This window comes from Pseudomonas sp. GW823-FHT02E01 (genome assembly GCF_058797535.1).
Genome location: NZ_JBXAJS010000001.1, coordinates 762,828 through 788,452, shown reverse-complemented (window position 1 = coordinate 788,452; position 25,625 = coordinate 762,828). Strand labels below are relative to the sequence as shown.

4 protein-coding genes and 1 pseudogene are annotated in these 25,625 nt (G+C 64.2%); all 5 read left to right on the top strand.

The features are described 5' to 3' along the window. Window positions 1-129: 129 nt before the first annotated feature. The 5 genes and pseudogenes from AC1RDQ_RS03465 to AC1RDQ_RS03445 all read left to right on the top strand — a co-directional run bounded on the left by AC1RDQ_RS03465 (window position 130) and on the right by AC1RDQ_RS03445 (window position 25,388). Window positions 130-9,366 (top strand): amino acid adenylation domain-containing protein, encoded by a 9,237-nt coding sequence (locus AC1RDQ_RS03465; RefSeq protein ID WP_492586332.1) that lies wholly within the window; start codon window positions 130-132, stop codon window positions 9,364-9,366. A 52-nt stretch (window positions 9,367-9,418) separates the two neighbouring features. Continuing rightward, window positions 9,419-10,477 (top strand): TauD/TfdA family dioxygenase, encoded by a 1,059-nt coding sequence (locus AC1RDQ_RS03460; protein ID WP_492586330.1) that lies wholly within the window; start codon window positions 9,419-9,421, stop codon window positions 10,475-10,477. 11 nt (window positions 10,478-10,488) lie between these two features. Next, window positions 10,489-13,587, top strand: coding sequence for a non-ribosomal peptide synthetase (locus AC1RDQ_RS03455; protein WP_492586328.1), 3,099 nt, complete (start codon window positions 10,489-10,491; stop codon window positions 13,585-13,587). Beyond that, window positions 13,584-21,068 (top strand): annotated as a pseudogene (locus AC1RDQ_RS03450) (amino acid adenylation domain-containing protein); the annotation flags it as partial. The gene AC1RDQ_RS03455 and the pseudogene AC1RDQ_RS03450, both read left to right, overlap by 4 nt. Window positions 21,069-21,203: 135 nt before the next feature. Further along, window positions 21,204-25,388, top strand: a complete 4,185-nt coding sequence (locus AC1RDQ_RS03445; RefSeq protein WP_492586400.1) for an amino acid adenylation domain-containing protein — start codon at window positions 21,204-21,206, stop codon at window positions 25,386-25,388. Window positions 25,389-25,625 lie beyond the last annotated feature (237 nt).

The window sequence follows — 25,625 nt, the reverse complement described above, 5'->3', positions numbered from 1 at the left end:
GTAGCCCCGAATTTCGCGTTTCACTCCCTCCTGATACTTGTTCCCATCCGCTAATTTTTCCCGCCTGCATTCGTTTTATAGGGACGACGCGCCCTTGCGCCTGCTGCCTACTGATGCGGATGCCGATAGATGAATGCTGAAGACTCCTTGAAACTCGCTCGCCGGTTTATCGGGTTGCCCCTGGAAAAGCGTCAAATGTTCCTTGCGGCCTTGCACAAGGAGGGCGTGGATTTCGCCCGTTTTCCGATTCCGGCCAGCATCGAGGCTGAGGATCGCCAGGCGCTGTCGTACGCCCAGCAACGCATGTGGTTCCTCTGGCAACTGGATCCCCACAGCGGTGCCTACAACCTGCCGGGCGCGGTGCGGTTGACCGGGTGCCTGAACCTGTCGGCGCTGGAACAGGCGTTCGCCAGCCTGGTGGCGCGGCATGAAACCCTGCGCACGGTGTTCGCTCGTCAGGCCGATGACAGCCTGTTGCAAGTCCTGGCCACCGCGCCGCTGGTCATCGAGCAGGTGGATTTCAGCGCACTGCCCGCCGAGGAGCGCGAACGTGCCGTGGCTGAAACCGCCGAACAGCAATCGGTACTGCCGTTCGATCTGTCGACCGGTCCGCTGCTGCGGGTCACCTTGCTCAAGCTCGCAGGGCTTGAGCACGTGCTGTTACTGACCCTGCACCACATCGTCTCCGACGGCTGGTCGATGAACGTGCTGATCGACGAATTCATCCGCTGCTACGACGCCTTCGATGCCGGCACGCAACCGCAGCTGACGCCGCTGCCTATCCAGTACAGCGACTACGCCCTGTGGCAGCGCCGCTGGCTGGAGGCGGGCGAGCAGGCGCGGCAACTGGCGTACTGGCAGGCGCAATTGGGCGATGAACATCCTGTGCTGGAACTGCCGCTGGATCATTCGCGCCCGGCGATGCCGAGCTATCGCGGTACCCGCTACGAATTCGCGGTCCAGGCGCAACTGGCCGAGCAACTGCGCAGCACCGCGCAGAAGCACAACATCACCCTGTTCATGCTGTTGCTCGGCGCTTTCAACACTTTACTGCATCGCTACACCGGGCAAACCGACATCCGCGTCGGCGTGCCCATCGCCAACCGCAACCGCGCGGAAATCGAAGGCCTGATCGGCTTCTTCGTCAACACCCAGGTACTGCGTACCCAACTGGACGGCCAGACCCGGGTCGACGACCTGCTGCGCGCCATCAAGGAAACCGCCCTTGGCGCCCAGGCCCATCAGGACCTGCCGTTCGAGCGCCTGGTCGAAGCGCTGAAACTGGAGCGCAGCCTCAGCCACACGCCGCTGTTCCAGGTGATGTACAACCACCAGCCGCATGTGGCCGACATGGCCTCGGTCAGCACCGCGTCCGGCCTGGAGCTGGGCAGCATCGACTGGCAAAGCCGCACCACCCAGTTCGACCTGACCCTCGACACCTGGGAGAAGGGCGGCAAGCTGCACGCCGCGCTGACCTACGCCAGCGACCTGTTCGAGGCCGATACCATCGCGCGCATGGCCCGGCACTGGACGAGCCTGTTGCAGGCGATAGTCGACGACTCGACGCAAAAAATCGGCGAGTTGCCGATGCTGACGGCGGATGAGCAGCAAGTGTTGGTACGGGACTGGAACCGCACCGCCGAGATCTATCCGGTCGAGCAGTGCATGCACCAGTTGATCCAGGCCCAGGCCCGACGCACCCCCGGCGCGCCGGCACTGGTGTTTGGCGATCGTCAGCTCAGCTACGCGCAACTCGACGCCCGCAGCAATCAACTGGCGCACTGCTTGCGCGAGCAGGGTGTCGGCCCGGATGTGCTGGTGGGGATCTGTGTCGAGCGTTCACTGGAAATGGTCATCGGCCTGCTGGCGATTCACAAGGCCGGTGGTGCCTACGTACCGCTGGACCCGGAATACCCGGCTGAGCGCCTGGCCTACATGATCGAAGACAGTGCGATTGGCCTGCTGCTCACCCAAAGCACTTTACTCGGCGCACTGCCCACCGAGGGCGTCAAGGTCATCGCCCTGGATCAGGAGCAAGACTGGCTCGACGGCTACAGCGAGTCCTGCCCGCCAGTTGAAGTGCATCCACTGAACCTGGCCTATGTGATCTACACCTCCGGCTCCACCGGCAAGCCCAAAGGCGCCGGCAACAGTCACGCGGCGCTGGTCAACCGCTTGTGCTGGATGCAGCAGGCTTACGGGCTGGATGGCGGCGACTCGGTGTTGCAGAAGACCCCGTTCAGTTTCGACGTATCGGTGTGGGAATTCTTCTGGCCGCTGATGACCGGCGCGCGCCTGGTGGTGGCGCCGCCGGGTGCGCATCGTGAACCGGCGCGGTTGATCCGCCTGATCGGTGAGTACGGCATCAGTACGCTGCACTTTGTGCCGTCGATGCTCCAGGCGTTCATCCACGAACCGGGTGTCGAGGCGTGCGCCGGCCTCAAGCGCATCGTCTGCAGCGGCGAAGCCTTGCCGCTGGATGCCCAATTGCAGGTGTTCAAAAAGCTGCCGGGCGCCGGGTTGTACAACCTTTACGGCCCGACCGAGGCGGCCATCGACGTCACCCACTGGACCTGCATCGACGAAGGCGCCGACAGCGTGCCCATCGGCCGGCCCATCGCCAACCTGCGCACCCATGTGCTGGATGCACAATTACTGCCGGTTCCGGCCGGCGTGGCGGGGGAGTTGTACCTCGGTGGCGCCGGGCTGGCGCGCAGTTATCACCGCCGTCCGGCGCTCAGCGCCGAGCGTTTTGTGCCGTGCCCCTTCCATGACGGTGCGCGTTTGTACCGCACCGGCGACCGCGTGCGGCAGCGCGCCGATGGGGTGATCGAGTACCTCGGGCGCCTCGACCATCAAGTCAAATTGCGCGGTCTGCGCATCGAACTGGGGGAAATCGAAACCCGGCTGATGCAGCATGCGTTGGTGCGTGAGGCCGTGGTGCTGGTGCAGGGCGGCAAGCATCTGGTGGCGTATCTGGTGCTGGAAAACGCCGACACCGATGCGCAGTGGCCGCAAACCCTCAAGGCCTGGCTGCTCGACAGCCTGCCGGAATTCATGGTGCCCACCTACCTGATGCCGCTGGACGCCTTGCCGGTGACCGCCAACGGCAAGCTCGACCGCAGGGCTTTGCCGCCGCCCGATGCCACGCCGCAACAGGCATTCGTTGCGCCACAAGATGCGATGCAGATCGCGCTGGCGCAGATCTGGCAGGACGTATTGGGCGCGGAACCTGTGGGCCTCGAAGACAATTTCTTCGAGCTCGGCGGCGACTCGATCATTTCCATCCAGGTGGTCAGCCGTGCCCGCCAGGCGGGCATTCGCCTCAGCCCGCGGGATCTGTTCCAGTACCAGACCGTGCGTAGCCTGGCGCTGGTCGCGGCGTTCGACAGCCGCAGCACTGTCGATCAAGGCCCGGTCAGTGGCGAGGTGATCCTGACCCCGGCACAGCATTACTTCTTCGAACAGGCCATCGCCCAGCGTCAGCACTGGAATCAGTCGCTGCTGCTGACGCCCCGGGACGCGTTGAATCCTGAGGTGTTGGAGCCGGCCTTGGTTACCGTCATCAACCACCACGACGCCTTGCGCCTGCGCTTCATCGACGGTGCCGAAGGCTGGCAGCAGCGCCACGCAGCGCCAGTCGAATCAGCTGGATTGTGGCAACGTCGGGCGTCTTCGACCGAAGCCTTGACCGCCCTGTGCGATGAAGCGCAACGCAGCCTCGATCTGGCAAGCGGGCCGCTGCTGCGTGCCTTGCTGATCAGCCTCGACGATGGCAGTCAGCGCCTGTTGCTGGTGGTTCATCATTTGGCCGTGGACGGGGTGTCATGGCGGGTGTTGCTCGAAGACTTGCAACAGGCTTACCGGCAAGTGGCGCTGCCCGAGAAGACCAGCGCCTATCAAGCCTGGGCGGCGCACCTGCAACAGCATGCAGGTAGCTTGCTGGAGCAAATGCCGTACTGGCAGGCGCAACTGACGGATGCCCGGGACCTGCCGTGCGACAACCCCCAGGGCAGCTTGCAGCAGCGCCACGGGCACAAGATCGAATCGAAACTGGATGAGGAACTGACCCGCCAGTTGCTGCAACAGGCCCCGGCGGCCTATCGCACCCAAGTCAATGATCTGTTGCTCACGGCGTTGGCGCGGGTCATCTGCCGCTGGAGCGGGCAGGGCTCGACGCTGATCCAGCTGGAAGGCCACGGCCGCGAAGACCTGTCCGACGACCTCGACCTGAGCCGCACCGTCGGCTGGTTCACCAGCCTGTTTCCGGTCCGCCTGCAACCCGAGGCCGGGGTGGCAAATTCGATCAAGTCGATCAAGGAGCAACTGCGCGCCATTCCCGGCAAAGGCCAGGGCTATGGACTGCTACGCTACCTGGGCGAACCGGCGCAGCGCCAGGCCCTGCAAGACTTGCCGGCGCCACGGATCACCTTCAACTACCTGGGGCAGTTCGACCGTCAGTTCGACGACGCCGCACTGTTCGTCCCGGCCCCGGAAAGCGGCGGCCAGGCTCAGGGCGACGATGCACCGCTGGCCAACTGGCTGACCGTGGAGGGCCAGGTCTATGGCGGGCAGCTCTCGCTGCAATGGGGCTTCAGTCGTGACATGTTTGCCGAGTCCACGGTGCAACCACTGGCCGATGCCTATACCGAAGAACTCAAGACACTGATCGAACATTGCTGCGCGACAGCGCCAGGCCAGGTTACGCCGTCGGACTTCCCACTGGCGCGCATCACCCAGGCACAACTCGATGTCTTGCCTGTTGCGGCGCCGGCCATCGAGGACGTTTACCCGCTGACGCCGATGCAACAGGGCATGCTGTTCCACACCCTGTACGAACCCCAGGCCGAGGCCTACATCAATCAATTGCGCCTGGACATCCAGGGCCTGGAACTGGCCGCGTTCGGCCGAGCCTGGCAGGCGGCGATCAACCGACACGACATCCTGCGCAGCAGCTTCCACTGGCTGGGGCTTGAGTGCGCGCATCAGGTGATTCATCGCCAGATCGACCTGCAACTGCAAGTGATCGAAGCAGCCGACATCGATCTCGATGCACTGGCCGCCGAGGAGCGCAGCCGTGGCTTCGAACTCAGCGCCGCGCCATTGTTCCGCCTGCTGCTGGTGCGCCGGGGCAGTGAAGGCTGGCACCTGATCCATACCAGCCATCACATCCTCATGGACGGCTGGAGCAACGCCCAGTTGCTCGGCGAAGTGATCCAGCACTATGCCGGCCAGACGTTGGCCAGGCCGTTGGGGCAATACCGCGACTATCTGGGCTGGATTCAACAGCAGCCGCTGCTGGCCGCCGAACAGTTCTGGAGACAGGCGCTGGCGCCGCTGGAAACGCCGACGCTGCTGGCGCAAGCCTTGCCGACGCCTGCCCATGGGTACGGCATGGGTGAACATCAATTGACCCTTGAAAGCGCCGCGCTACAGCGCCTGAGCGATTTTGCCCGCCAGCAGAAAATCACCCTCAACACCTTGCTGCAAGGCGCTTGGGGCCTGCTGTTGCAACGCTACACGGGCCAGTCCTGTGTGGCGTTTGGCGCAACGATTGCCGGGCGCTCCGCGCCGCTGCCGGGCATAGAGCAGCAGTTGGGGCTGTTCATCAACACCTTGCCGATCATCGCCGCGCCGCAAGCGGGGCAGTCGGTGGCCCAGTGGCTCAACGACCTGCAAGCCCTGAACCTGAGCCTGCGCGAGTTCGAACACGTGCCGCTGTACGACATTCAGGGCTGGGCCGGGCAACAGGGGGCGCTGTTCGACAGCCTGCTGGTGTTCGAGAACTTCCCGGTGGCCGAAGCCCTCAAGCAAGGGGCGCCGGCGGGCCTGACCTTCGGTGCGCTGCACAATCACGAAATCACCAGTTACCCGCTGACCCTGGGCATCGAAGTCGGCGCCAGCCTGCGCCTGGATTTCAGTTTCGACCGAACCCGGTTCAGTGCCGCGCAGATCAGCCAGTTGGGTGCCAGCCTGTTGCAGGTGCTGGAGCAGTTCGTCGCACAGCCACAACAGGCATTGGGCGCGGTCAGCTTGCTGGATGCACAGGCGCAAGCAATGGTGCTGGCGTGTTCCCGTCCGCCGGCGCCGCCAATCGATAGCCCGTTGTTGGCTCATCAGCGGTTTGAGCAACAAGCGGCACGCACCCCCGATGCGCTGGCGGTGATGGTCGGTGACGAGTGCCTGACCTACGCCCAGCTCAATGCGCAAGCCAACCAGCTCGCCCATCGCCTGCGTGCCCAGGGCGTGGCGCCGGGGCAGCGGGTGGGCCTGTCGGTGCGGCGCAATGGGCAGATGATCGTCAGCCTGATGGCGATCCTCAAGTCCGGCGCCGGTTATGTGCCGCTGGACCCGGATTACCCGGCCGAGCGCCTGGCCTACATGATCGAAGACAGCGGCATGGACCTGCTGCTGGCGCAACCGGGCCTGCTGGCCGATGTAGCGCTGCCGCAAGGTTTGCCGCGCCTGGCGCTTGAGCCGGGCGCAGACACCGGGTATTCCACCGACAACCTGATCAACCTCGCCAGCGCCGAAGACCTGGCCTATCTGATCTACACCTCCGGCTCCACCGGACGCCCGAAAGGCGTGTGCCTGGCCCATGCCGCACTGCGCGAGTTTTGCGTGATCGCGGCGCACTATTCACAACTCACCCCGCAAGACCGCGTGCTGCAATTCGCAACGTTCAGCTTCGACGGCTTTGTCGAGCAGTGCTACCCGCCATTGTGCGTGGGCGCGGCGCTGGTGATGCGCGGCGATGAACTGTGGGACACCGACACCCTCTATCGCCAGATCATCGAGCATGGCGTGACCCTGGCGGATTTGCCGGCGGCCTACTGGTTCCTGCTGTCTCAGGAGTGGGCCGCGCACCCGCAGCGGGACAAGGGGCGTTTGCGTCAGGTCCACGTCGGCGGCGAAGCCATGTCGCTGGAAGGTTTGAAGCTGTGGCACGCCGCCGGTCTGGGCGATGTGCGCCTGCTCAACACCTACGGGCCAACCGAAGCCACGGTGGTGTCCAGTACCCACGAATGCACACTGACCGATACCCGCAATCACATTGGCGTGCCCATCGGCAAAGCCCTGCCGGGGCGTGCGCTGTATGTGCTGGACAGCGAAGGCCACCTGCTGCCGACCGGTTGCGTCGGCGAATTGTGCATCGGCGGCGACGTAGGCCTTGCCCAGCGCTATCACCAGCGACCGGGCTTGAGCGCCGAACGCTTCATCGCCGATCCGTTTTCCAGCACGCAGGGCGCGCGGCTTTACCGCAGCGGTGACCTGGCTCGCTATCGCGAGGACGGTGCGCTGGAGTACCTGGGACGCATCGATCATCAAGTGAAAATCCGTGGTTTCCGTGTTGAGTTGGGTGAGCTGGAAGCGCATCTGCAAGGCTTGCCGATGATCAGCGAAGCCGCGGTGCTGGTGCACGAAGGCGTTGGCGGCAAGCAATTGATCGGCTATGTGGTGCCGGCTTCAGATGAACTGCTGGACGCTGATGCGCGTCAACTCACCGACACCGTACGCCGCGCCCTGGGCGAGCGCCTGCCGGAGTACATGCTGCCGGCGCAACTGGTGTTGCTGGCCGCGTTGCCGCTCAACCGCAACGGCAAACTCGACCGTGCCGCGTTGCCGGCCCCTCAGGTCTGGGAGGCCGACGTCGGCAGCGCCCCGCAAGGCGCACTGGAAATCGAACTGGCGCAGATTTGGCGGCAGGTGTTGCAGGTCAGTCGCGTCGATCGGGAAAACAGCTTCTTCGAACTGGGCGGACACTCGTTGCTGGCGACACAAATCGTCTCGCAGATCCGCCAGCGCCTGGGCCTGTCGGTGAGTTTGCGCAGCCTGTTCGAACACCCGCGCCTTGAAGATTTCGCCGCTCAGGTGCAGACGCTGCAACACAGCTGTGAGCGCCCGACGATGGTGGCGGATACCTCCGGCGAACGCCAGCCGTTGTCCTTTGCCCAGCAGCGCTTGTGGTTCCTGTGGAACCTCGAACCGGACAGTTCGATGTACAACATGCCGGGTGCCTTGCGCCTGCGCGGCGAACTGAACCTCGACGCCCTGCGCCGAACCTTCGAAACCCTGGTGCAACGTCATGCCGTGTTGCGCACCACCTTTTACGAAGAAGACGGCCACACCTGGCAGCGGGTGCACGGACAATTGCCGTTGAGCTTCGAGGCCAGCGACCTGCGGCATCGACCGGCGCCGGACGTCGAAGCGCAGAAACTGGCCCGCGAGGAGGTCGCCCGGCCATTCGACCTGCGCCATGGTCCGTTGCTGCGGGTGCGGGTGCTGCGGGTCGCGGATGACGAACATGTGCTGTTGCTGACGGTGCACCACATCGTCGCTGATGACTGGTCGTTCCGCGTCCTGATCAATGAATTCGTCACGCTCTATCCAACCCTCAACCGTGGCCAGACCCCGCAACTGCCGGCGCACAGTGTGCAGTACGCCGACTTCGCCAAATGGCAGCGCCAGTGGCTGGAGCAGGGCGGCGAGTTGCAGCGCCAACTCGACTACTGGCAGCAGCGCCTTGCCGAGCCACAAGCGGTGCTCGAGTTGCCCGCCGATGGCGACCGGCGCACGGCGCAAGAAGGCGCCAGTGCTCATTTCACCTTCAGCGCCGAACTCAGCCAGCAGGTGCGCGACTTTGCCCAACAGCGCGATCTGTCGCTGTTCATGCTGCTGCTGGCCGGTTTCACCCTCGTCCTGCGCCAGCGTACCGAGGTCAGTCGGGTGCGTATCGGCACCGATATCGCCAACCGAAATCAAGCCGAGCTTGAAGAAATGGTCGGCTTCTTCGTTAACCAATTAGTACTGCAAGTGGAGGTCGATGCCGAGCAGTCGGCGGCGCAGTTGCTGGAGGCCTGTCGCCGGGCGGTGCTGGAGGCTTCGGATCATCAAGACCTGCCGTTCGAGCGACTGGTGGAAGCCTTGCGCTTGCCGCGCCGGGCCGGCCGTTCGCCGCTGTTCGACATCAAGCTGATCTACCAGGAAGGCGTTGGTCGCTTGTCGTCGATGGAGGGCCTGGAGGTCGAGGACTTCCCGTCCGGGCGCCAGGCCGCCGAGATCGGCATGGTCGCCGCGTTCTACAACGATGCCGAGCACATTCACCTGAGTTTCGAAACGCCGGTGGGCCAGTACCTGCCGAGCACGCTGGAGTGTTTGTTCGAACAGATCCGGGCGGTACTCCAGGCGCTGATACGCGCTGACGGAGTGCAGGTCGGTGAGTTGCTGGACCTGGCCGCCGATGTGCAACGCCGTGCCGATGCGCGCTTGAGCGAGCAACGCAAGGCGTTGCTCGGCGGCGCCATGGCGATCAAGCGCCGCTCGGCGAACCGTGGCGCACCGGCGACGCAATCCGCGGCGGACTGATTCAGTCGGCGGCGCCTTTGAGCGCCGCCGTCAACATTTTCTGGAGGGGTTTATGACCGTTTCAACGACCAAGTCCATTCCCAAGATGGGTCGTGGTGCCCGCAAGAGCCTGTCCACCGATCCGACGCGGCTGGTGAGTTTTGCGCCGATGTTCGAAGGCCTCAGCATGCCGCTGGTGTGCCGTCCGGCCGTGTCCGGCGTGAGCCTGGTGGAATGGGCGACCCAGAATCGCGCGCTGATCGAAAGCAAGCTGCTGGAACACGCGGTGATCCTGTTCCGTGGCTTCCAGGTGGCTGATATCGGCGAGTTCAACCGCTGCGTCGACGGGATTTCCGGCGGTGCCCTGGAGTACCTGTTCCGCGCCTCGCCACGGACCCAGATCAGCGGCCAGTTCAAGATCTACAGCTCCACCGACTACCCGGCGCCGGAGAAAATCTTCCCGCACAACGAACACTCGTATTCACCGGTGTTCCCGCGTCACCTGTATTTCTACTGCGACACGCCGTCGACCACCGGTGGTGAAACACCCTTTGGCGATACCCGCCGGATCCTCGCGCGGATCGACCCGGCGGTGCGCGAAGAGTTTGCCCGTAAACGCATCATGTACGTGCGCAACTACGGCGACGGCATGGGCCTGCCATGGCAGACCGTGTTCCAGAGCGAGGATCGCGCCGAGGTTGAAGCCTACTGCGCCAAAATCGGCATCCAGGCCGAATGGAAGCCGGGCAACCGCCTGCGCACCCGGCAGAACGGCCCGGCCATCGTGCGCCATCCACTGACCGGCGAGCGCATCTGGTTCAACCACGGCACCTTCTTCAACGCACTGACCCTGCCGGACAGCATCCGCGACAACCTGCTGCGTGAGTTCGGCCCGCAAGATTTGCCGCAAAACACCTTCTTCGGCGATGGCTCGCCGATTCCCGAGGACGTGATTCGTCACCTGCAAGGCATCTACCGCGAGGTGATGGTCGAGTTCGCCTGGGAGAAGGGCGACGTGGTCCTGCTCGACAACATCCTCAGCGTGCATGCGCGCAACGAATTCACCGGCTACAGAAAAATCCTCACGGCCATGGCCATCGCGCAGAAAAGCGCCGACCTGGATCAGGAATAAGGACACCCGACATGAACACCACCGCCCTCGAACCTTCGGTAGACGTATTCCAGACTTCGGCCCAGCAGGCCTTTTATTTACGGGTCCAGGAGCTGGGCGCACGACCGCTGTTCGCCGCGCTGACGTTGCCGGTCGCCCGGCCAGTGGACGCCCAGGCATTGCGCAGGGCACTGGAAACACTCAGTCAGCGCCATGAAATCCTACGCACGCTGTACCGTCGTCTGCCGGGCATGAAGTGGCCGGTGCAGAGCCTGTGCGATGGGTTGCCGCTCACCCTGCTGGGTAACCAGCCTTCAGTGGCCGAGGCCTTGAGCCGCAGCCGTGAAGTCATGGTTGAAGATTCGAATCAGGCGCTGGTGGTGGCGCAGGTTGAAGACGAGGCAGGGCAGCCTTTCATCACCCTGCTGGCCCCGGCATGCAGCATCGACGAGGCATCGCTGCGGGTGCTGGCGAGTGAACTTGGCAGCCTGTTGCGCGGTGAAACCCTGGCCGACGACGAGGACGAGCTGCAATACCTGGACTACAGCGCATGGCAGGAAGAACTGCGCGAAGAGGACATCGGCCACCAGGGCGCGGCGTTCTGGCGCAACCTGCAATCGCAGTTCGTCGTGGCTCATCGCGTGCCGTTCGAAAAAGCCGTCGAAGTCACTCTGGTTCGTCGTCAGGCAACGCTGATTGACGCCCCATGGCTTGCTGGCGTGCAACGGGCCGCTGCTGGAGCAGGCGTTGAGGCAGAGCAATTGGCGCTTTTGCTGTGGACTGCATTCGTTGCACGCATCGGCCACCAGGAAAAGCTGCTGATGGGCTGGCAGGTGGAGGGGCGCAACGAGCAAACCATCGCCACCCTCGGACGTTTCGCCCGGCGTTTGCCGGTGGCCTTCGATCACCGCAGCCAGCAGACACTGGCACAAGCGCTGGTGGCGTTTGCCGCCAGCGTCGAACAGTCGCTGTCGTGGCTCGATTGCCTCAATGAATTCGAACTGAGCGCCGAAGGTACCGCGCCGCTGCGTTACGGCTTCGTCTATCAGGCCGCCATTGAAAGCGCTATCGAGGTGGACGACGGCAACCCCGAAGTCCTTCGCCTGCGAGTGCAGGGCGATCAGTTGCAGTTGTCGTGTCTTGACGGTGCGCTGCCCGAATCGATGCTGGTTGAATGGCTGGAGCAGTTTGTCGAGTTCAGTCACCAATTGCTGGGTTCGCCCGAAATGACCCTGGCTCAGGCGAATCTGGTCAATGACGCACAACTGACCCGATTGGTCGAAGGCTTCAACCCGAATGCCACCGAGCAGGCATTGCCGTTCCGCTTCCTGCAAGAACTGTTCAGCGAACAGGCGCACCTGCATCCGCAACGCATCGCCCTGAGCGTCAACGGTCAGCGCCTGAGCTATGCCGAACTGGATGCGCGCTCCAATCAGGTGGCCAATGCCTTGCGCGGCCAAGGCGTGACACCGGATGAAATTGTTGCGGTCTACGGCCAGCGCTCCCTGGAAATGGTCATCGCCCTGTTGGGCACGCTCAAGGCTGGCGCTGCGTACTTGCCGCTGGACCCGAACTACCCGATCGAGCGTCTGGCGTTCATGCTCGCCGATACCGGCGCGCGCCATGTGCTGGCCTGCCAAACGCTGCCGGATGCATTGCCTGGTGAGCGGACAATTTCCCTGATGCCGGGGGCCGAAGTCTGGTCCGCCGCGCAAACCCGGCCTGAGCCACAAGGCGACAGCGCCAACCTGGCTTACGTCATCTACACCTCCGGTTCCACCGGAAAACCCAAGGGCGTGATGATCAGCCATGCCAACGCCGTGGCCTCGACCCTGGCGCGCAATGCCTTTTATCGCCAGCCGCTGCGCGGGTTCCTGATGCTCTCGTCGTTCTCCTTCGACAGCTCGGTGGCCGGGGTTTTCTGGGCGTTGGGGCAGGGCGCGACCCTGTGCCTGCCGGACGAAGACAGCTACAAGGATCCGGCGCAACTGGCGGCGCTGATCCAGCGCGAAGAGATTTCCCACTACCTGACCTTGCCGTCGTACCACGCACAGATTCTCGAACACCTCGACCGCCAGGCGCTGGCCTGTGTGATCGTCGCCGGCGAAGCCTGCAGCAACGCACTGGTACAGCGACATCGCGAGGCATTGCCGGGAGTGGCTCTGGTCAACGAATACGGCCCGACCGAGGGCACCGTGTGGTGTTCGGCCTGGGAGTTGCCCCTCAGCGACGATGACGACAGCATTCCCATCGGCCAACCGATTGCCGGCATGCGCATCCATGTGCTCGGTCCGGACCTGCAACCGGTGGCCGTGGGCGTCGAAGGCGAGTTGTATGTCGGCGGGGCCGGCATTGCCCGAGGTTATCTGCAACGGGCACCGCTGACGGCCGAGCGTTTTGTCCCCGACCTGTTCGCGAAGGCGGCGGGCCAGCGCCTGTACCGCACCGGCGACCTGGCGCGCTATCGCGCCGATGGCGTGCTGGAGTATCTGGGCCGGGTTGATCATCAGGTGAAAATCCGTGGCTTCCGCATTGAGCTGGGCGAAATCGAGTCGGCCATGCGCAACGCGCCGGGCATCGAGGACGCCGCCGTGATTGCCCGGGAAACCCCGACCGGCCCGCAACTGCTGGGCTTCGTGGTGTCCCCGGCCGACACCGCCGACATCCGCCTCAACGAATTGCGCAGCCACTTGGCCGAGGCACTGCCCGAGCACATGCAACCGGCGCGCTTGCAGGTGCTGGAGCGCTTCCCGTTGATGCCCAACGGCAAACTCAATCGCCAGGCCTTGCTCGATCTCGATGTGCGCCGCAGCGTCTTCGTCGCGCCACGCAACGACCTGGAAAAAACCCTGGCGGCGATCTGGGCCGAAGCGCTGCACGTCGAACGCGTCGGCGTGCACGACAACTTTTTCGAACTCGGCGGGCACTCGCTGCTGGCCACGCGCATTCGTGCGCGGATTCAGGAAGAACTGAACCTGGCGATCCCGCTCAAGCTGTTTTTCGACGGTGACACCCTGGAACGCCTGGCGGCGCAGATCGAGCAGTTCCGTCAGCACAGTGAACATAAAGAAAACGATGTAGACGCCCTTGAAGCGTTGTTCGATGAAGTGGATGAGGAACACGCGCGATGAGTGCTGCACCGGACAGAATGATGACCCTGGCCCAGCGTTTCTGCGGCTTGAGCGCGGACGCCCGGCGCGCGTTGCAACAGAAGATGCATGCCCAGGGGCTGACCCTGGAACTGCTGCCGATCCCGCCACGGGACCGCGCCGTCGACACGTTGCCGGCGTCCTACGCGCAGCAGCGCTTGTGGTTCCTCTGGCAGATGCAGCCCCAGGCCACTGCCTACAACCTGACCGGTGCCTTCCGCCTGAGCGGCGAGCTCAACCCTGAGGCGCTGGCGCAAACCCTGAGCGCGCTGGTGCAGCGTCACGAAGTGCTGCGCACCACCTTCGTTTTCGACGACCGGCAAGTGCTGCAAAAGATTCACCCACGGATGGATGCGCCGCTGCTCGAAGTCAGCGCTGGCGACGAGGCCGAACTGCAGCGGCAGATCGCCCTGAACGCCGAGCAGCCGTTCGACCTGCACAACGGTCCGTTGATGCGCTGCCGCTTGATCCGCCTCGATGCGCAGCAACATGTGCTGGTGCTGACCTTCCACCACATTGTCACCGACGGCGGCTCCTTGCCGATCCTGTTGCAGGAGTTCACCCGGCTCTATGCACAACTGAGCGCCGGGCAGGCCGCGCAACTACCGGAGCCGGGCATTCAGTACGCCGACTTCGCCCGCTGGCAGCGGCTGTGGCTGGAGGCCGGCGAGGCCGATCGCCAGCTCGATTACTGGCGCGTGCAGTTGGGCCGCGAACACCCGCCACTGAACCTGCCGACCGACCGTCGTCGCCCGGCGATCCCGAGCCAACAGGGGGCCAGCGTCGAGCTGGAAATCCCCACGGCGTTGACTGCTCAACTGCGTGATCTTGCCCGCCGCGAAGGCTGCACCCTGTTCATGGTGCTGATGGCAGCGTTGCAGACACTGTTGCATCGCTACAGCGGCGAGCAGGACATTCGTGTCGGCGTGCCGATTGCCAACCGCACCCGCCAGGACGTGGAAAACCTGCTGGGCTTTTTCGTCAACACCCAAGTGTTGCGCAGCCAGCCCCGGGCCGACCGGCCATTTGTGCAGTTGCTGGCCGAGATCAAGGCCGCGGCACTCGGCGCACAGGCCCATCAGGATTTGCCCTTCGAGCAACTGGTCGATGGCCTGGGCGTGGAGCGCAGCCTGAGCCACACGCCGCTGTTCCAGGTGATGTTCAACCACCAGCGCGACAGTGGCGGCCCGCAACGTTGGGACCTGCCGGGGCTGAGCGTCGAACCGCTGATCTGGGATGAGAAAACCACCAAGTTCGATCTGATGCTCGACACCGTCGAGGGCGACGAGGGCATCCACGCGTCGTTCGTCTACGCCACTGAATTGTTCAACGCCTCGACCATCGAGCGTCTTGGCCGGCACTGGCTGAATCTGTTGCAGGCGATTTGCACTGACAGCACGGTTGCCTTGGCGGACCTGTCCATGCTCGACGCCTCCGAGCAGCAGGCCACATTGCTCGACTGGAATCGCACTGCCGGGTTGAACAGCGATCAGGCGAACCTGTTGTGCGCCCATCAACTGATTGAAGCCCAGGCCGCCGCGCACCCGAACAACATCGCCGTGACCTGCGACGGCGTCACCCTCACTTACGCCGAACTGAACCGACGCGCCAACCGCATCGCCCATCGCCTGCGCGAGCGCGGCGTCGGCCCTGATGTGTTGGTGGGCATTGCCCTGGAGCGTTCGCTGGAGATGGTCGTCAGCCTGTTGGCGATCCTCAAGGCCGGTGGCGCCTACGTGCCGCTGGACCCGCAATACCCGCAGGACCGCCTGGCCTACATGCTCGCCGACAGCGGCACGCGCCTGTTGCTGACCGATTCCGCGCTGTTGCTACAGCTGCCGTTGAACGAAGGCATTGAAGTGATCTGCCTCGATCACGCCAGCGACTGGCTGCTTGAGGCCTGTGCCGACAACCTGCCGAACCTGACCGCTCCAGCGAACCTGGCCTACGTCATCTACACCTCCGGTTCCACCGGCAAACCCAAAGGCACGCTGCTGCCCCACAGCAACCTGACGCGGCTGTTCAGCGCCACCGAGCACTGGTTCGGTTTCAATGCGCAGGATGTGTGGAGCCTGTTCCACTCCTATGCCTTCGACTTTTCCGTGTGGGAAATATTTGGCGCGTTGTTCTACGGCGGCAAGCTGGTGGTGGTGCCCCACGCGGTCAGCCGCTCCCCGGAAGACTTCGCCCGCTTGCTCAGTGATGAGGGAGTCACGGTACTCAACCAGACCCCTTCGGCCTTTCGCCAGTTGATGCCGTTCGCCTGCGCCAATGCGCCAGACATGGCCCTGCGGTATGTGGTGTTCGGTGGCGAGGCGCTGGACGTGGCCAGCCTGCGTCCGTGGTATGACGCCTTCGACGACCGGCAGCCGTTGCTGATCAATATGTACGGCATCACCGAAACCACCGTGCATGTGACCTACCGGCCGCTGTCCCGCGCCGACCTCGATGGCGCCAATAGCTCGCCGCTGGGGGAGCCGATCGGCGATCTGCGTTGGTACGTGCTCGACCCGCGCCTGAACCCGGTGGCCAAGGGCTGCGTCGGTGAGCTGTATGTCGGCGGTGCCGGCCTTGCCCGCGGCTATCACCAACGTGCAGACCTGACCGCCACACGGTTTGTGCCGGACCTGTTCGCCGCCGACTCGGGCGCGCGCCTGTATCGCACTGGCGATCTGGCGCGTTATTGCGCCGATGGCAGCATCGAGTACGCCGGGCGTATCGACCATCAGGTGAAGATCCGTGGTTTCCGCATCGAACTGGGGGAAATCCAGGATCGTCTGCAAAGCCATCCGGCCATCGAGCAGGCGCTGGTTCTGGCACCGCAGGTCAATGGCAGCCCGCAATTGGTCGCGTGGTTCACCGCGAGCGGCGGCGACAGCGATTTGCGCAACTCCCTGCGTGAACATTTGCAGGCCGGTTTGCCGGACTACATGGTGCCGGCGCATCTGATCAAACTCGACCAATGGCCGCTGACCGGCAACGGCAAACTCGATCGCGCTGCATTGCCCAAGCCCGACGCAACGCTGGCGCAGCAGGTCTACACCGCGCCGATGGACGCTATGCAAACCGAGTTGGCGGCGATCTGGCAAGACGTGCTCAAGCTCGAGCGCGTGGGCATCGACGACAACTTCTTCGAACTGGGCGGCGACTCGATCATCTCGATCCAGGTGGTCAGCCGCGCGCGTCAGGCCGGGATTCGCATCACCCCGCGGGACCTGTTCCAGCACCAGACCGTGCAGAGCCTGGCGAAGGTCGCGGTACGCAGCGCCGGGTTGGTCATCGACCAGGGGCCGGTGCGTGGCGAGGTGCTGCTGACGCCGATCCAGCACTGGTTCTTCGAGCAGGACATCGAGGCCCGTCACCACTGGAACCAGTCGCTGCTGCTGGAACTGCGCGAGCCGCTGGACAGTGCCAGCCTGCAACAGGCCTTGGCCGCGCTGGTAGAACATCACGACGGGTTGCGCCTGCGGTTGCGTCAGGTCGACGGCGTCTGGCAACAGGCCCAGGCCGAGCAGTGGAACAGTGCCGAGGTGCTGTGGCAGCGCCAGGCCGCCAATGCCGATGAACTGCTGGAACTGTGCAACGCCGCGCAGGCCAGCCTGAATCTGCAGGACGGCCCGCTGTTGCGTGCCTTGCTGGTGGACATGGGCGCGGCGGGCCAGCGCCTGCTGCTGGTGGTGCATCATCTGGCGGTGGACGGCGTGTCCTGGCGATTGCTGCTGGAAGATTTGCAAACCGCGTATCAACAAGCGCAGCAAGCTCAACCCCTGCGTCTGCCAGCGAAAACCAGCGCCTATCAGGCCTGGGCCGCTCGCCTGCAAACTCATGCGCAAAGTGCTGCATTGGCCAGCCAAGCCAGTTACTGGCAAGACCAGTACCGCGACGTACAGGTGCAACTGCCCGCCGACAACCCCCAAGGCAGCCTGGCCAGCCAGCATGCCGTGAGCGTGGAAACGTTGCTCGACAGCACATTGACCCGCCAACTGCTGCAGGACGCCCCGGCGGCTTACCGCACTCAGGTCAACGACCTGTTGCTGACGGCACTGACGCGGGTGTTGGGCAACTGGACCGGTCAAACTTCGACGCTGGTGAAACTGGAAGGCCATGGCCGCGAAGACCTGTTCGACGACATCGACCTGACCCGTACCCTGGGCTGGTTCACCTCGATTTTCCCGGTGAAACTCACCCCGGCGGGCGATCTGGCTGCAAGCATCAAAGCGGTCAAGGAACAGCTGCGCGCCGTGCCCGACAAAGGTATCGGCTTCGGCATCCTGCGTTATCTGGCGGACGCCGGCCTTGAGGATCTGCCGTCACCGCACGTCACCTTCAACTACATGGGCCAGTTCGATGCCAGCTTCGACGAGCAGGCGCCGTGGCGTCCGGCCCGGGAAAGCGGTGGCGCCGAGCAGGGCGCATCGGTCGAACTGGACCGGGGCCTGAGCATCAACGGTCAGGTGTATGCCGGGCAACTGCGCCTGAGCTGGACTTTCAGCGGTGACGTGTTCAACCCGCAGACCGTGCAACGTCTGGCCGATGCCTACGCCCTGGAGCTGCAACGGCTGATCGAACATTGCCTGAGCGGTGCCGGCGGGTTGACCCCGAGCGACGTGCCACTGGTGCGTGTCGATCAGGCGCAGCTGGATGCCTTGCCGCTGGCGGCCAGCCAGATCGAAGACATCCTGCCGCTGTCGCCGATGCAGCAAGGCATGCTGTTTCACAGCCTGTTCGCCCCGGATGCCGGGGCCTACGTCCCGCAGATGCGCGTGGATGTGCAGGGGCTCGACGTCGAGGCGTTCCGCGCTGCCTGGCAGCAGACGCTGCAGCGCCATGAAGTGCTGCGCGCGGCGTTCTTCAGCGAAAGCAACGGCTCGCGGCCGCTGCAAGTGATCCTGGCCGACGCCACGCTGCCGCTGACCGTGCTCGACTGGCGCGATCAATCCAAGGTTACCGGAGCGCTGGATCGCCTGGCCGAGGACGACCGTCTGCGCGGTTTCGACCTGACATTGGCGCCGTTGCTGCGCCTGACCCTGGTGCAGACCGCCGATGACCGCCATCACCTGATCTTCACCAATCACCACATCCTGCTCGACGGCTGGAGCACTTCGCAGTTGTTCGGCGAAGTGCTGCAGCGGTATTGCGGAATCATGCCGGCGCCGAGTGTTGGCGGTTATCGCGATTACATGACTTGGTTGGGCACCCGCGATCGCGCCGCGTGCGAAGCGTTCTGGCTGGAGCAATTGCAGTCGTTCACCGAACCAACCCGACTGGCCGGCGCCTTGCCGGGGCCGGTTGCCGGGCAGGGCGATGCTCATCGCACCCTGCACCTGAGCCTGGATCGCGCGGCCACCGAGCGCCTGAGCGGGTTCGCCCGTCAGGCCCGCGTCACGCCCAACACGGTGCTGCAAGCGGCGTGGCTGTTGCTGTTGCAGCGCTACACCGGGCAGCAAACAGTGGCGTTCGGCGCCACGGTGTCGGGGCGTCCGAGTGAGTTGCAAGGCATCGAGCAGCAGATCGGTCTGTTCATCAACACCTTGCCGGTGATCGCCACACCGCACCCCGAGCGCACAGTCAGCCAATGGATCGATGATGTACAGGCGCTCAACCTCAAGTTGCGCGAAGTCGAATACACACCGCTGGCGGATGTGCAGCGTTGGGCCGGTCACTCTGGCGAGGCGCTGTTCGACACGCTGCTGGTGTTCGAAAACTATCCGGTGGCCCAGGCGCTGGAGGAGGGCAATGCCAGCGCGCTGAAGTTCTCCGGCATCAGCAACCACGACCAGACCAGCTTCCCCTTGGCCATTGCCGCCGAGCTGGGTGAATGCCTGGATTTGCGTTTCAACTACGACACGGCGCTGTTCAGCGCAGAAGCCATTGAAGGCTTGAGCACACGTCTGCTGGCATTGCTCGATGCCATGGTCAGTGCGCCGCAGCAGCCATTGGGGCGCTTGAACCTGCTCGATGCCGCACAAACGGCGCAGCAGATCGAGGGTTTCAACCGCACCGCGCAGGCCTGGCCGGATGTGCGTCCGGTTTACCAGTGCTTCGAAGCCCAGGTGCTGCAAACCCCGGAGGCCCCGGCCCTGGTGTTTGCCGGCCAGACCCTCAGCTATCGCGAACTCAACCAACAGGCCAACCGGCTGGCGCACCACCTGCGCAGCCAGGGCGTCGGCGCCGAAGTGCTGGTGGGCATTGCCGCCGAGCGTTCGCTGGAACTGGTGATCGGCCTGCTGGCGATCATGAAGGCCGGTGGCGCCTACGTGCCGCTGGACCCGGACTACCCGCGCGAACGCCTGGAGCACATGTTCGACGACAGCGGCGTACACCTGCTGCTGACCCAGCGTCATTTGCTTGAGCAGTTGCCGATTCCGCCCGCCGCCACGGCGATTTGTCTCGATGACATGGCCGGTTTGCTGGACGGCCTGAGCAACGAAAACCTGCCCTGTGTGGTCGAGCTGCAATCGCTGGCCTACATGATCTACACCTCCGGTTCCACCGGCAAACCCAAGGGCGCGGCCAACCACCATGAGGCCTTGTACAACCGCTTGGCGTGGATGCAGGGCGCCTATCCGCTGGACGGGCGCGACACCGTCTTGCAGAAAACCCCGTTCAGTTTCGACGTGTCGGTCTGGGAGTTTTTCTGGCCATTGATGACCGGTGCACGCCTGGCCGTGGCCGAGCCGGGTGCCCATCGCGATCCGGCGCAACTGGTCAGCCTGATCGAGCAGTACCGGGTCAGCACCCTGCATTTCGTGCCGTCGATGCTGCAGGCGTTCGTTCAGGGCGAAGGCTTCGAGCGTTGCGCCAGCCTGCGACAGGTCATGTGCAGCGGCGAAGCCCTGTCGGCGGACTTGCAGCACAGCCTGTTCCGCGTGCTGCCCAACGTTGGCCTGTACAACCTGTACGGCCCGACCGAAGCGGCCATCGACGTGACCCACTGGACTTGTGTCGACGACGGCGGCTTCAGCGTGCCGATCGGTCTGCCGATTGCCAACCTGGTGACCTACATCCTCGACGACAGACTGCAACCGCAAGTGCAAGGTTGTGTGGGTGAGCTGTATCTGGGTGGCATCGGCCTGGCCCGTGGTTATCACAACCGTCCGGAGCTGACTGCCGAACGCTTCGTCGCCAGCCCGTTCGGTGAGCAGGGTGAGCGCCTGTACCGCACCGGCGACCTGGCGCGTTACCGCGAGGACGGCGTGATCGAATACGTCGGGCGCATCGACCATCAAGTGAAGATCCGCGGCTTGCGCATCGAGCTGGGGGAAATCGAAGCCTGCCTGCTGGAGCATTCATCGGTGCGCGAGGCCGTGGTGATCGCCCTCGACGTTGGCAAGTCCAAGCAATTGGTGGCTTACGTCGTAGGTCCTGCTGCCGTTGATCCACTCAAACAACACCTGCGCAACGCACTGCCCGAGCACATGCAGCCGAGCCACGTGCTGTTGCTCGATCAGTTTCCGGTAACGCCCAACGGCAAGCTCGACCGCCGCGCATTGCCGCAACCGGACCTGCAAGTGCGCGAATACGTTGCGCCGCGCAGTGCCGTGGAAGCGACGCTGCAAGCCGTGTGGCAGGCGTTGTTCGAAGTGCCGCAGATTGGCATGCACGACAACTTCTTCGAACTGGGCGGCGATTCAATCGTCTCGATCCAGGCTGTCAGTCGCGCACGCAAGGCCGGGTTGAGCATTTCGCCCAAAGATGTGTTCAGCCATCCGACCATCGCCGAACTGGCCGCGGTCGCTCAACCGCTCACGGCAGATCAAGCCGTACAGACGGTGTTTGCACCGACCGCGAACATCGAACTGAGTGACGCGCAGTATCAGGCGCTGGAACTGACAGCGGACGAAGTCGAGGATGTTTATCCGCTGTCGCCGATGCAGCAGGGCATGCTGTTCCACTCGGTGCAGGACGGCGACTCGGGGCTGTACGTCAATCAGATCGAAGTGGGTGTGCGCGGCGTCGACGGTGCGCGTTTCCGTGCAGCCTGGGCGGATGCTGCCCAACGTCACGGGATTCTGCGCACCGCATTCCTCTGGGAAGGCGACAAGGAACCGCTGCAAGTGGTGCTGCGTGACGCGCCGTCACTGCTCACTGAATTGGACTGGCGCGGGCTCGATGATCAGCCTGAGCGCGTCCGCCAACTGGCCCTCGAGGAGCGCGAACGCGGCTTCTCGTTGAACCGCGCGCCGCTGTTGCGCCTATTGCTGGTGCGCCTGGAAGACGACCGCTATCGCCTGATCTGGACCTACCACCACATCCTCATGGATGGCTGGAGCGTGTCGCGCCTGATCGGTGAAGTGCTGCGCCATTACAGCGGCGAGGAGCACGAGCCGGTGGCCGCCTATCGCGACTACATCGACTGGCTCGGCCAGCAAGTCGCCGAGGCCAGCGAGGCGTTCTGGAAAGACAAACTCAGTAACCTCGAAGGCGCCACGCACCTGGCCCGCGCACTGCCGGTCAAGGCGCCGCAAACCGGTTATCACGCGATCTATACGCACCTGAGCGCCGGGCAGACCGCGGGTTTTCAGGCCTTTGCCCAGCAACAGCAAGTGACCCTCAACACCCTGGTGCAAGCCGCGTGGCTGTTGCTGTTACAGCGCTACACCGGCCAGCGCACGGTGACGTTCGGCGCCACGGTGTCCGGGCGCCCGGAAACACTCAACGGCTCGGAGAACATGCTCGGGCTGTTCATCAACACCTTGCCGGTGGTCAACACGGTGCCGACCGAAGCCAGCGTCGGCGACTGGCTGCGGGAGATCCAGGCCTTCAACCTCGACATCCGCGACTTCCAGCAAACCCCGCTCAGTGATATTCAGCGCTGGGCCGGGCAGGGCGGGCAGTCGTTGTTCGACAGCATCATCGTGTTCGAAAACCAGCCGGTGGACCGTACCCTTCGCGAGTGGAACGGCGATTCCCTGCGCTTCGAGGACGTCTCCGATTTCGGCCTGACCAGCTTCGCCATGGACCTGATGGTCAGCCTCGACGAGGGGCTGCGCATCGAGTACATGCACCAGCGCGATCAGTTCGATCTGGCCACCGTGGAAATCCTGCGCAGCCACATGGAAAGCCTGATGCAGCGCTTGTGCGACGACGCCGGGCGCGCCGTCGGTGAGCTGGGTCTGCTGACCCAGGACGAAGGCCGGGCGCTGGACGGCGAACCACCGGTGGTGCCTGAGGGTGACGAGACGCCAGTGCACGAACTGATCCGTCAGCGTGCGCGACTGCAACCGGATCACACGGCGCTGGTGCTCAGTTATGCCGATCGCGACGCCGAGCAGTTGAGTTATGCCGAGCTGGACCGTCGCTCCGATGCCCTGGCAGTGCATCTGCTGGAGCAAGGCGTGCAGACCGAAGACGTGATCGGCGTGTTCATGGAGCGATCGCTGGAGTTGGTGGTGTCGCTGCTGGCGGTGATGAAGTGCGGTGCGGCCTACGTGCCGCTGGACCCGCAATACCCGCAGGAACGCCTGCGCTACATGATGGCCGACAGCGACATGCGCTTGCTGCTGACCCAGGAGCGTCTGTGCGATAGCGCGCAACTCAATCCGGGCACGGCGATGGTCGCAGTGGATCGCTTGAACCTCAACGTCGATGTGGCGGTGCCATCGAGTTCCGTGCACGCCGAGCAACTGGCCTACCTGATCTACACCTCGGGCTCCACCGGCAAGCCGAAAAGCGTCGCCGTCGCCCACGGGCCTTTGAGCATGCACGTGCAAGCCATCGCCGAACTGTACGAGATGGACCCGGACAATCGCGAGCTGCATTTCATGTCGTTCGCCTTCGACGGCGCCCATGAACGCTGGATCACTGCGCTGACCAGCGGCTCGACCCTGGTGATCCGCGACAACAATCTGTGGACCGCCGAGCAGACCCTGGCGGTGCTGCACCGCCAGCGCATCAGCGTCGCCTGCTTCCCGCCGGCCTATCTGCTGCAACTGGCCGAACACGCCGAATTGCAGGGCGGCGACCCGCCGCCGGTGCGCATCTATTGCTTCGGTGGCGACGCGGTGCCGGACGCCACGTTCGAGCGGGTCAAGCACACACTCAAGCCGCAGTTCCTGGTCAACGGCTATGGGCCGACGGAAACCGTGGTCACACCGCTGCTGTGGAAAATCGCCGCCGACGGCCACTGCCAGGCGATGTATGCGCCGATTGGTCAACGCGTCGGCAGCCGCAGCCTGCATGTACTGGACATGGACCTCAACCCGCTGCCGGTGGGCGTGGTCGGTGAGTTGTACATCGGCGGACGGGGTGTCGCGCGTGGCTACCATCGTCACCCGTGGCAGAGCGCCGAGCGCTTCGTCGCCGATCCTTTCAGCACTGAAGGCGGGCGCCTGTACCGCACCGGCGACCTGGTGCGCCGTCGCGAGGATGGCGTGTTCGATTACGTCGGGCGTATCGACCACCAGGTCAAGGTGCGCGGCTTCCGCATCGAGCTGGGCGAAATCGAAGCCCGCTTGCGCGAGCAGGCCGGGGTCAACGATGCGCTGGTGGTGGTGCGTGACAACGGGCAGGGGCCGCAACTGGTGGGCTATGTGGTAGCGGCGCAAGACGATGGCCTCGGCCCGCGTTGCCAGGCGGCATTGCGCGAGAGCCTGCCTGACTACATGGTGCCGACCCAGGTCGTGGTGCTGCCGCGCTTCCCGTTGACCCCCAACGGCAAGCTCGATCGCAAGGCCTTGCCGGACCCGGCCTTCACCGGCCGTGACTACGTGGCGCCGCGCACGCCGCTGGAATGGGCGCTGGCGGATATCTGGCAACAGGTGCTGGGCATCGAGAAGGTTGGCATTACCGACAACTTCTTCGAGTTGGGCGGCGATTCGCTGCGCACCCTCAAGGTGATCTCGAAAGTCCGTGCCCTGAACGAGCCGGGCTTCCAGCTCAAGCTGCGGGACATGATGGCCAAGCCGACGATTGCCGGGTTGTCCGGTGTCGATGAACAGCCGCTGCGACAGAGTCCGCAACCGCTGTTGCTGCTAAACCAGGTGGTGAATGATCAGCCGCCGCTGTTCTGCCTGCACGCCGGTTTCGGCACGGTGTTCGACTACGAGCCGTTGGCCCGGCGCCTGGATGGCGAGCGCACGGTGTACGGCGTGCAATGCCGGATGCTGCTCGACCGGCAGTGGCACGACAGCTCGCTTTCGCAGATGGCCCAAGATTACGTCGAGGCGATCCGCGCCCGGCAATCCCAGGGGCCGTACCACGTGCTGGGTTGGTCGCTGGGCGGGGCGTTGGCGTTGATGGTGAGTGACTTGTTCGAACAGCAGGGCCAGCGAGTGGCGTTTGTCGGCCTGGTGGACAGCTTTGTGCCGACCCAGGTCAATGCCGTCGCCAGCCCGGATGAGTGGCGCACGGATCTGGCCGAGTTCCTCGGTGCAACCTTGGGCATGGATGGCGAGGTGATTGCCCGGGTGTTGAGTACCGAGTCGACGGGGGACCACGAGGCAGTGGCGCGGATCATTCGTGCGGTGATCGACAGCGAAAGCGATCAGGCCAGCGGCTACGCGCTGCTCGGTGCCGATGAGTTGGCCCAGACGTTCATGGTCAGCACGCGGTTGAAGACGCTGTCGCGGCAGGTCGAGACCTTGCCGATTCCGCAGGCCGAGCTGCATTGCTGGTGGGCCGATGGCAACCCGACGACCGAACGCGCGACCCTGGAGCGTCAGCGACCACGGCTGCGCAAGGTGCAAACGGTAACGGCCGGCCACTTCGATATCCTGCAGCAGGAGGAGTGCCTGGACGCCGTGGTGGCTGCGCTTGGCCGGGAGGTGGTGCCGCAGTCTTAAGCCGTTTACTTGTGATGAGGGGAAAACCTGTGGCGAGGGGGCTTGCCCCCGTTCGGCTGCGAAGCAGTCGCAAACCCGAACAACGCGGTATGTCTGACTAATCTCAAACGCTGGTTCTGGGGCCGCTTCGCGACCCAACGGGGGCAAGCCCCCTCGCCACAGGTTTCTTGTTCGGCCTGGGAGATTCTTCATTGAACAGGATGACGCCCTAATGAACGGTCCTCACGGTTCGTTTAT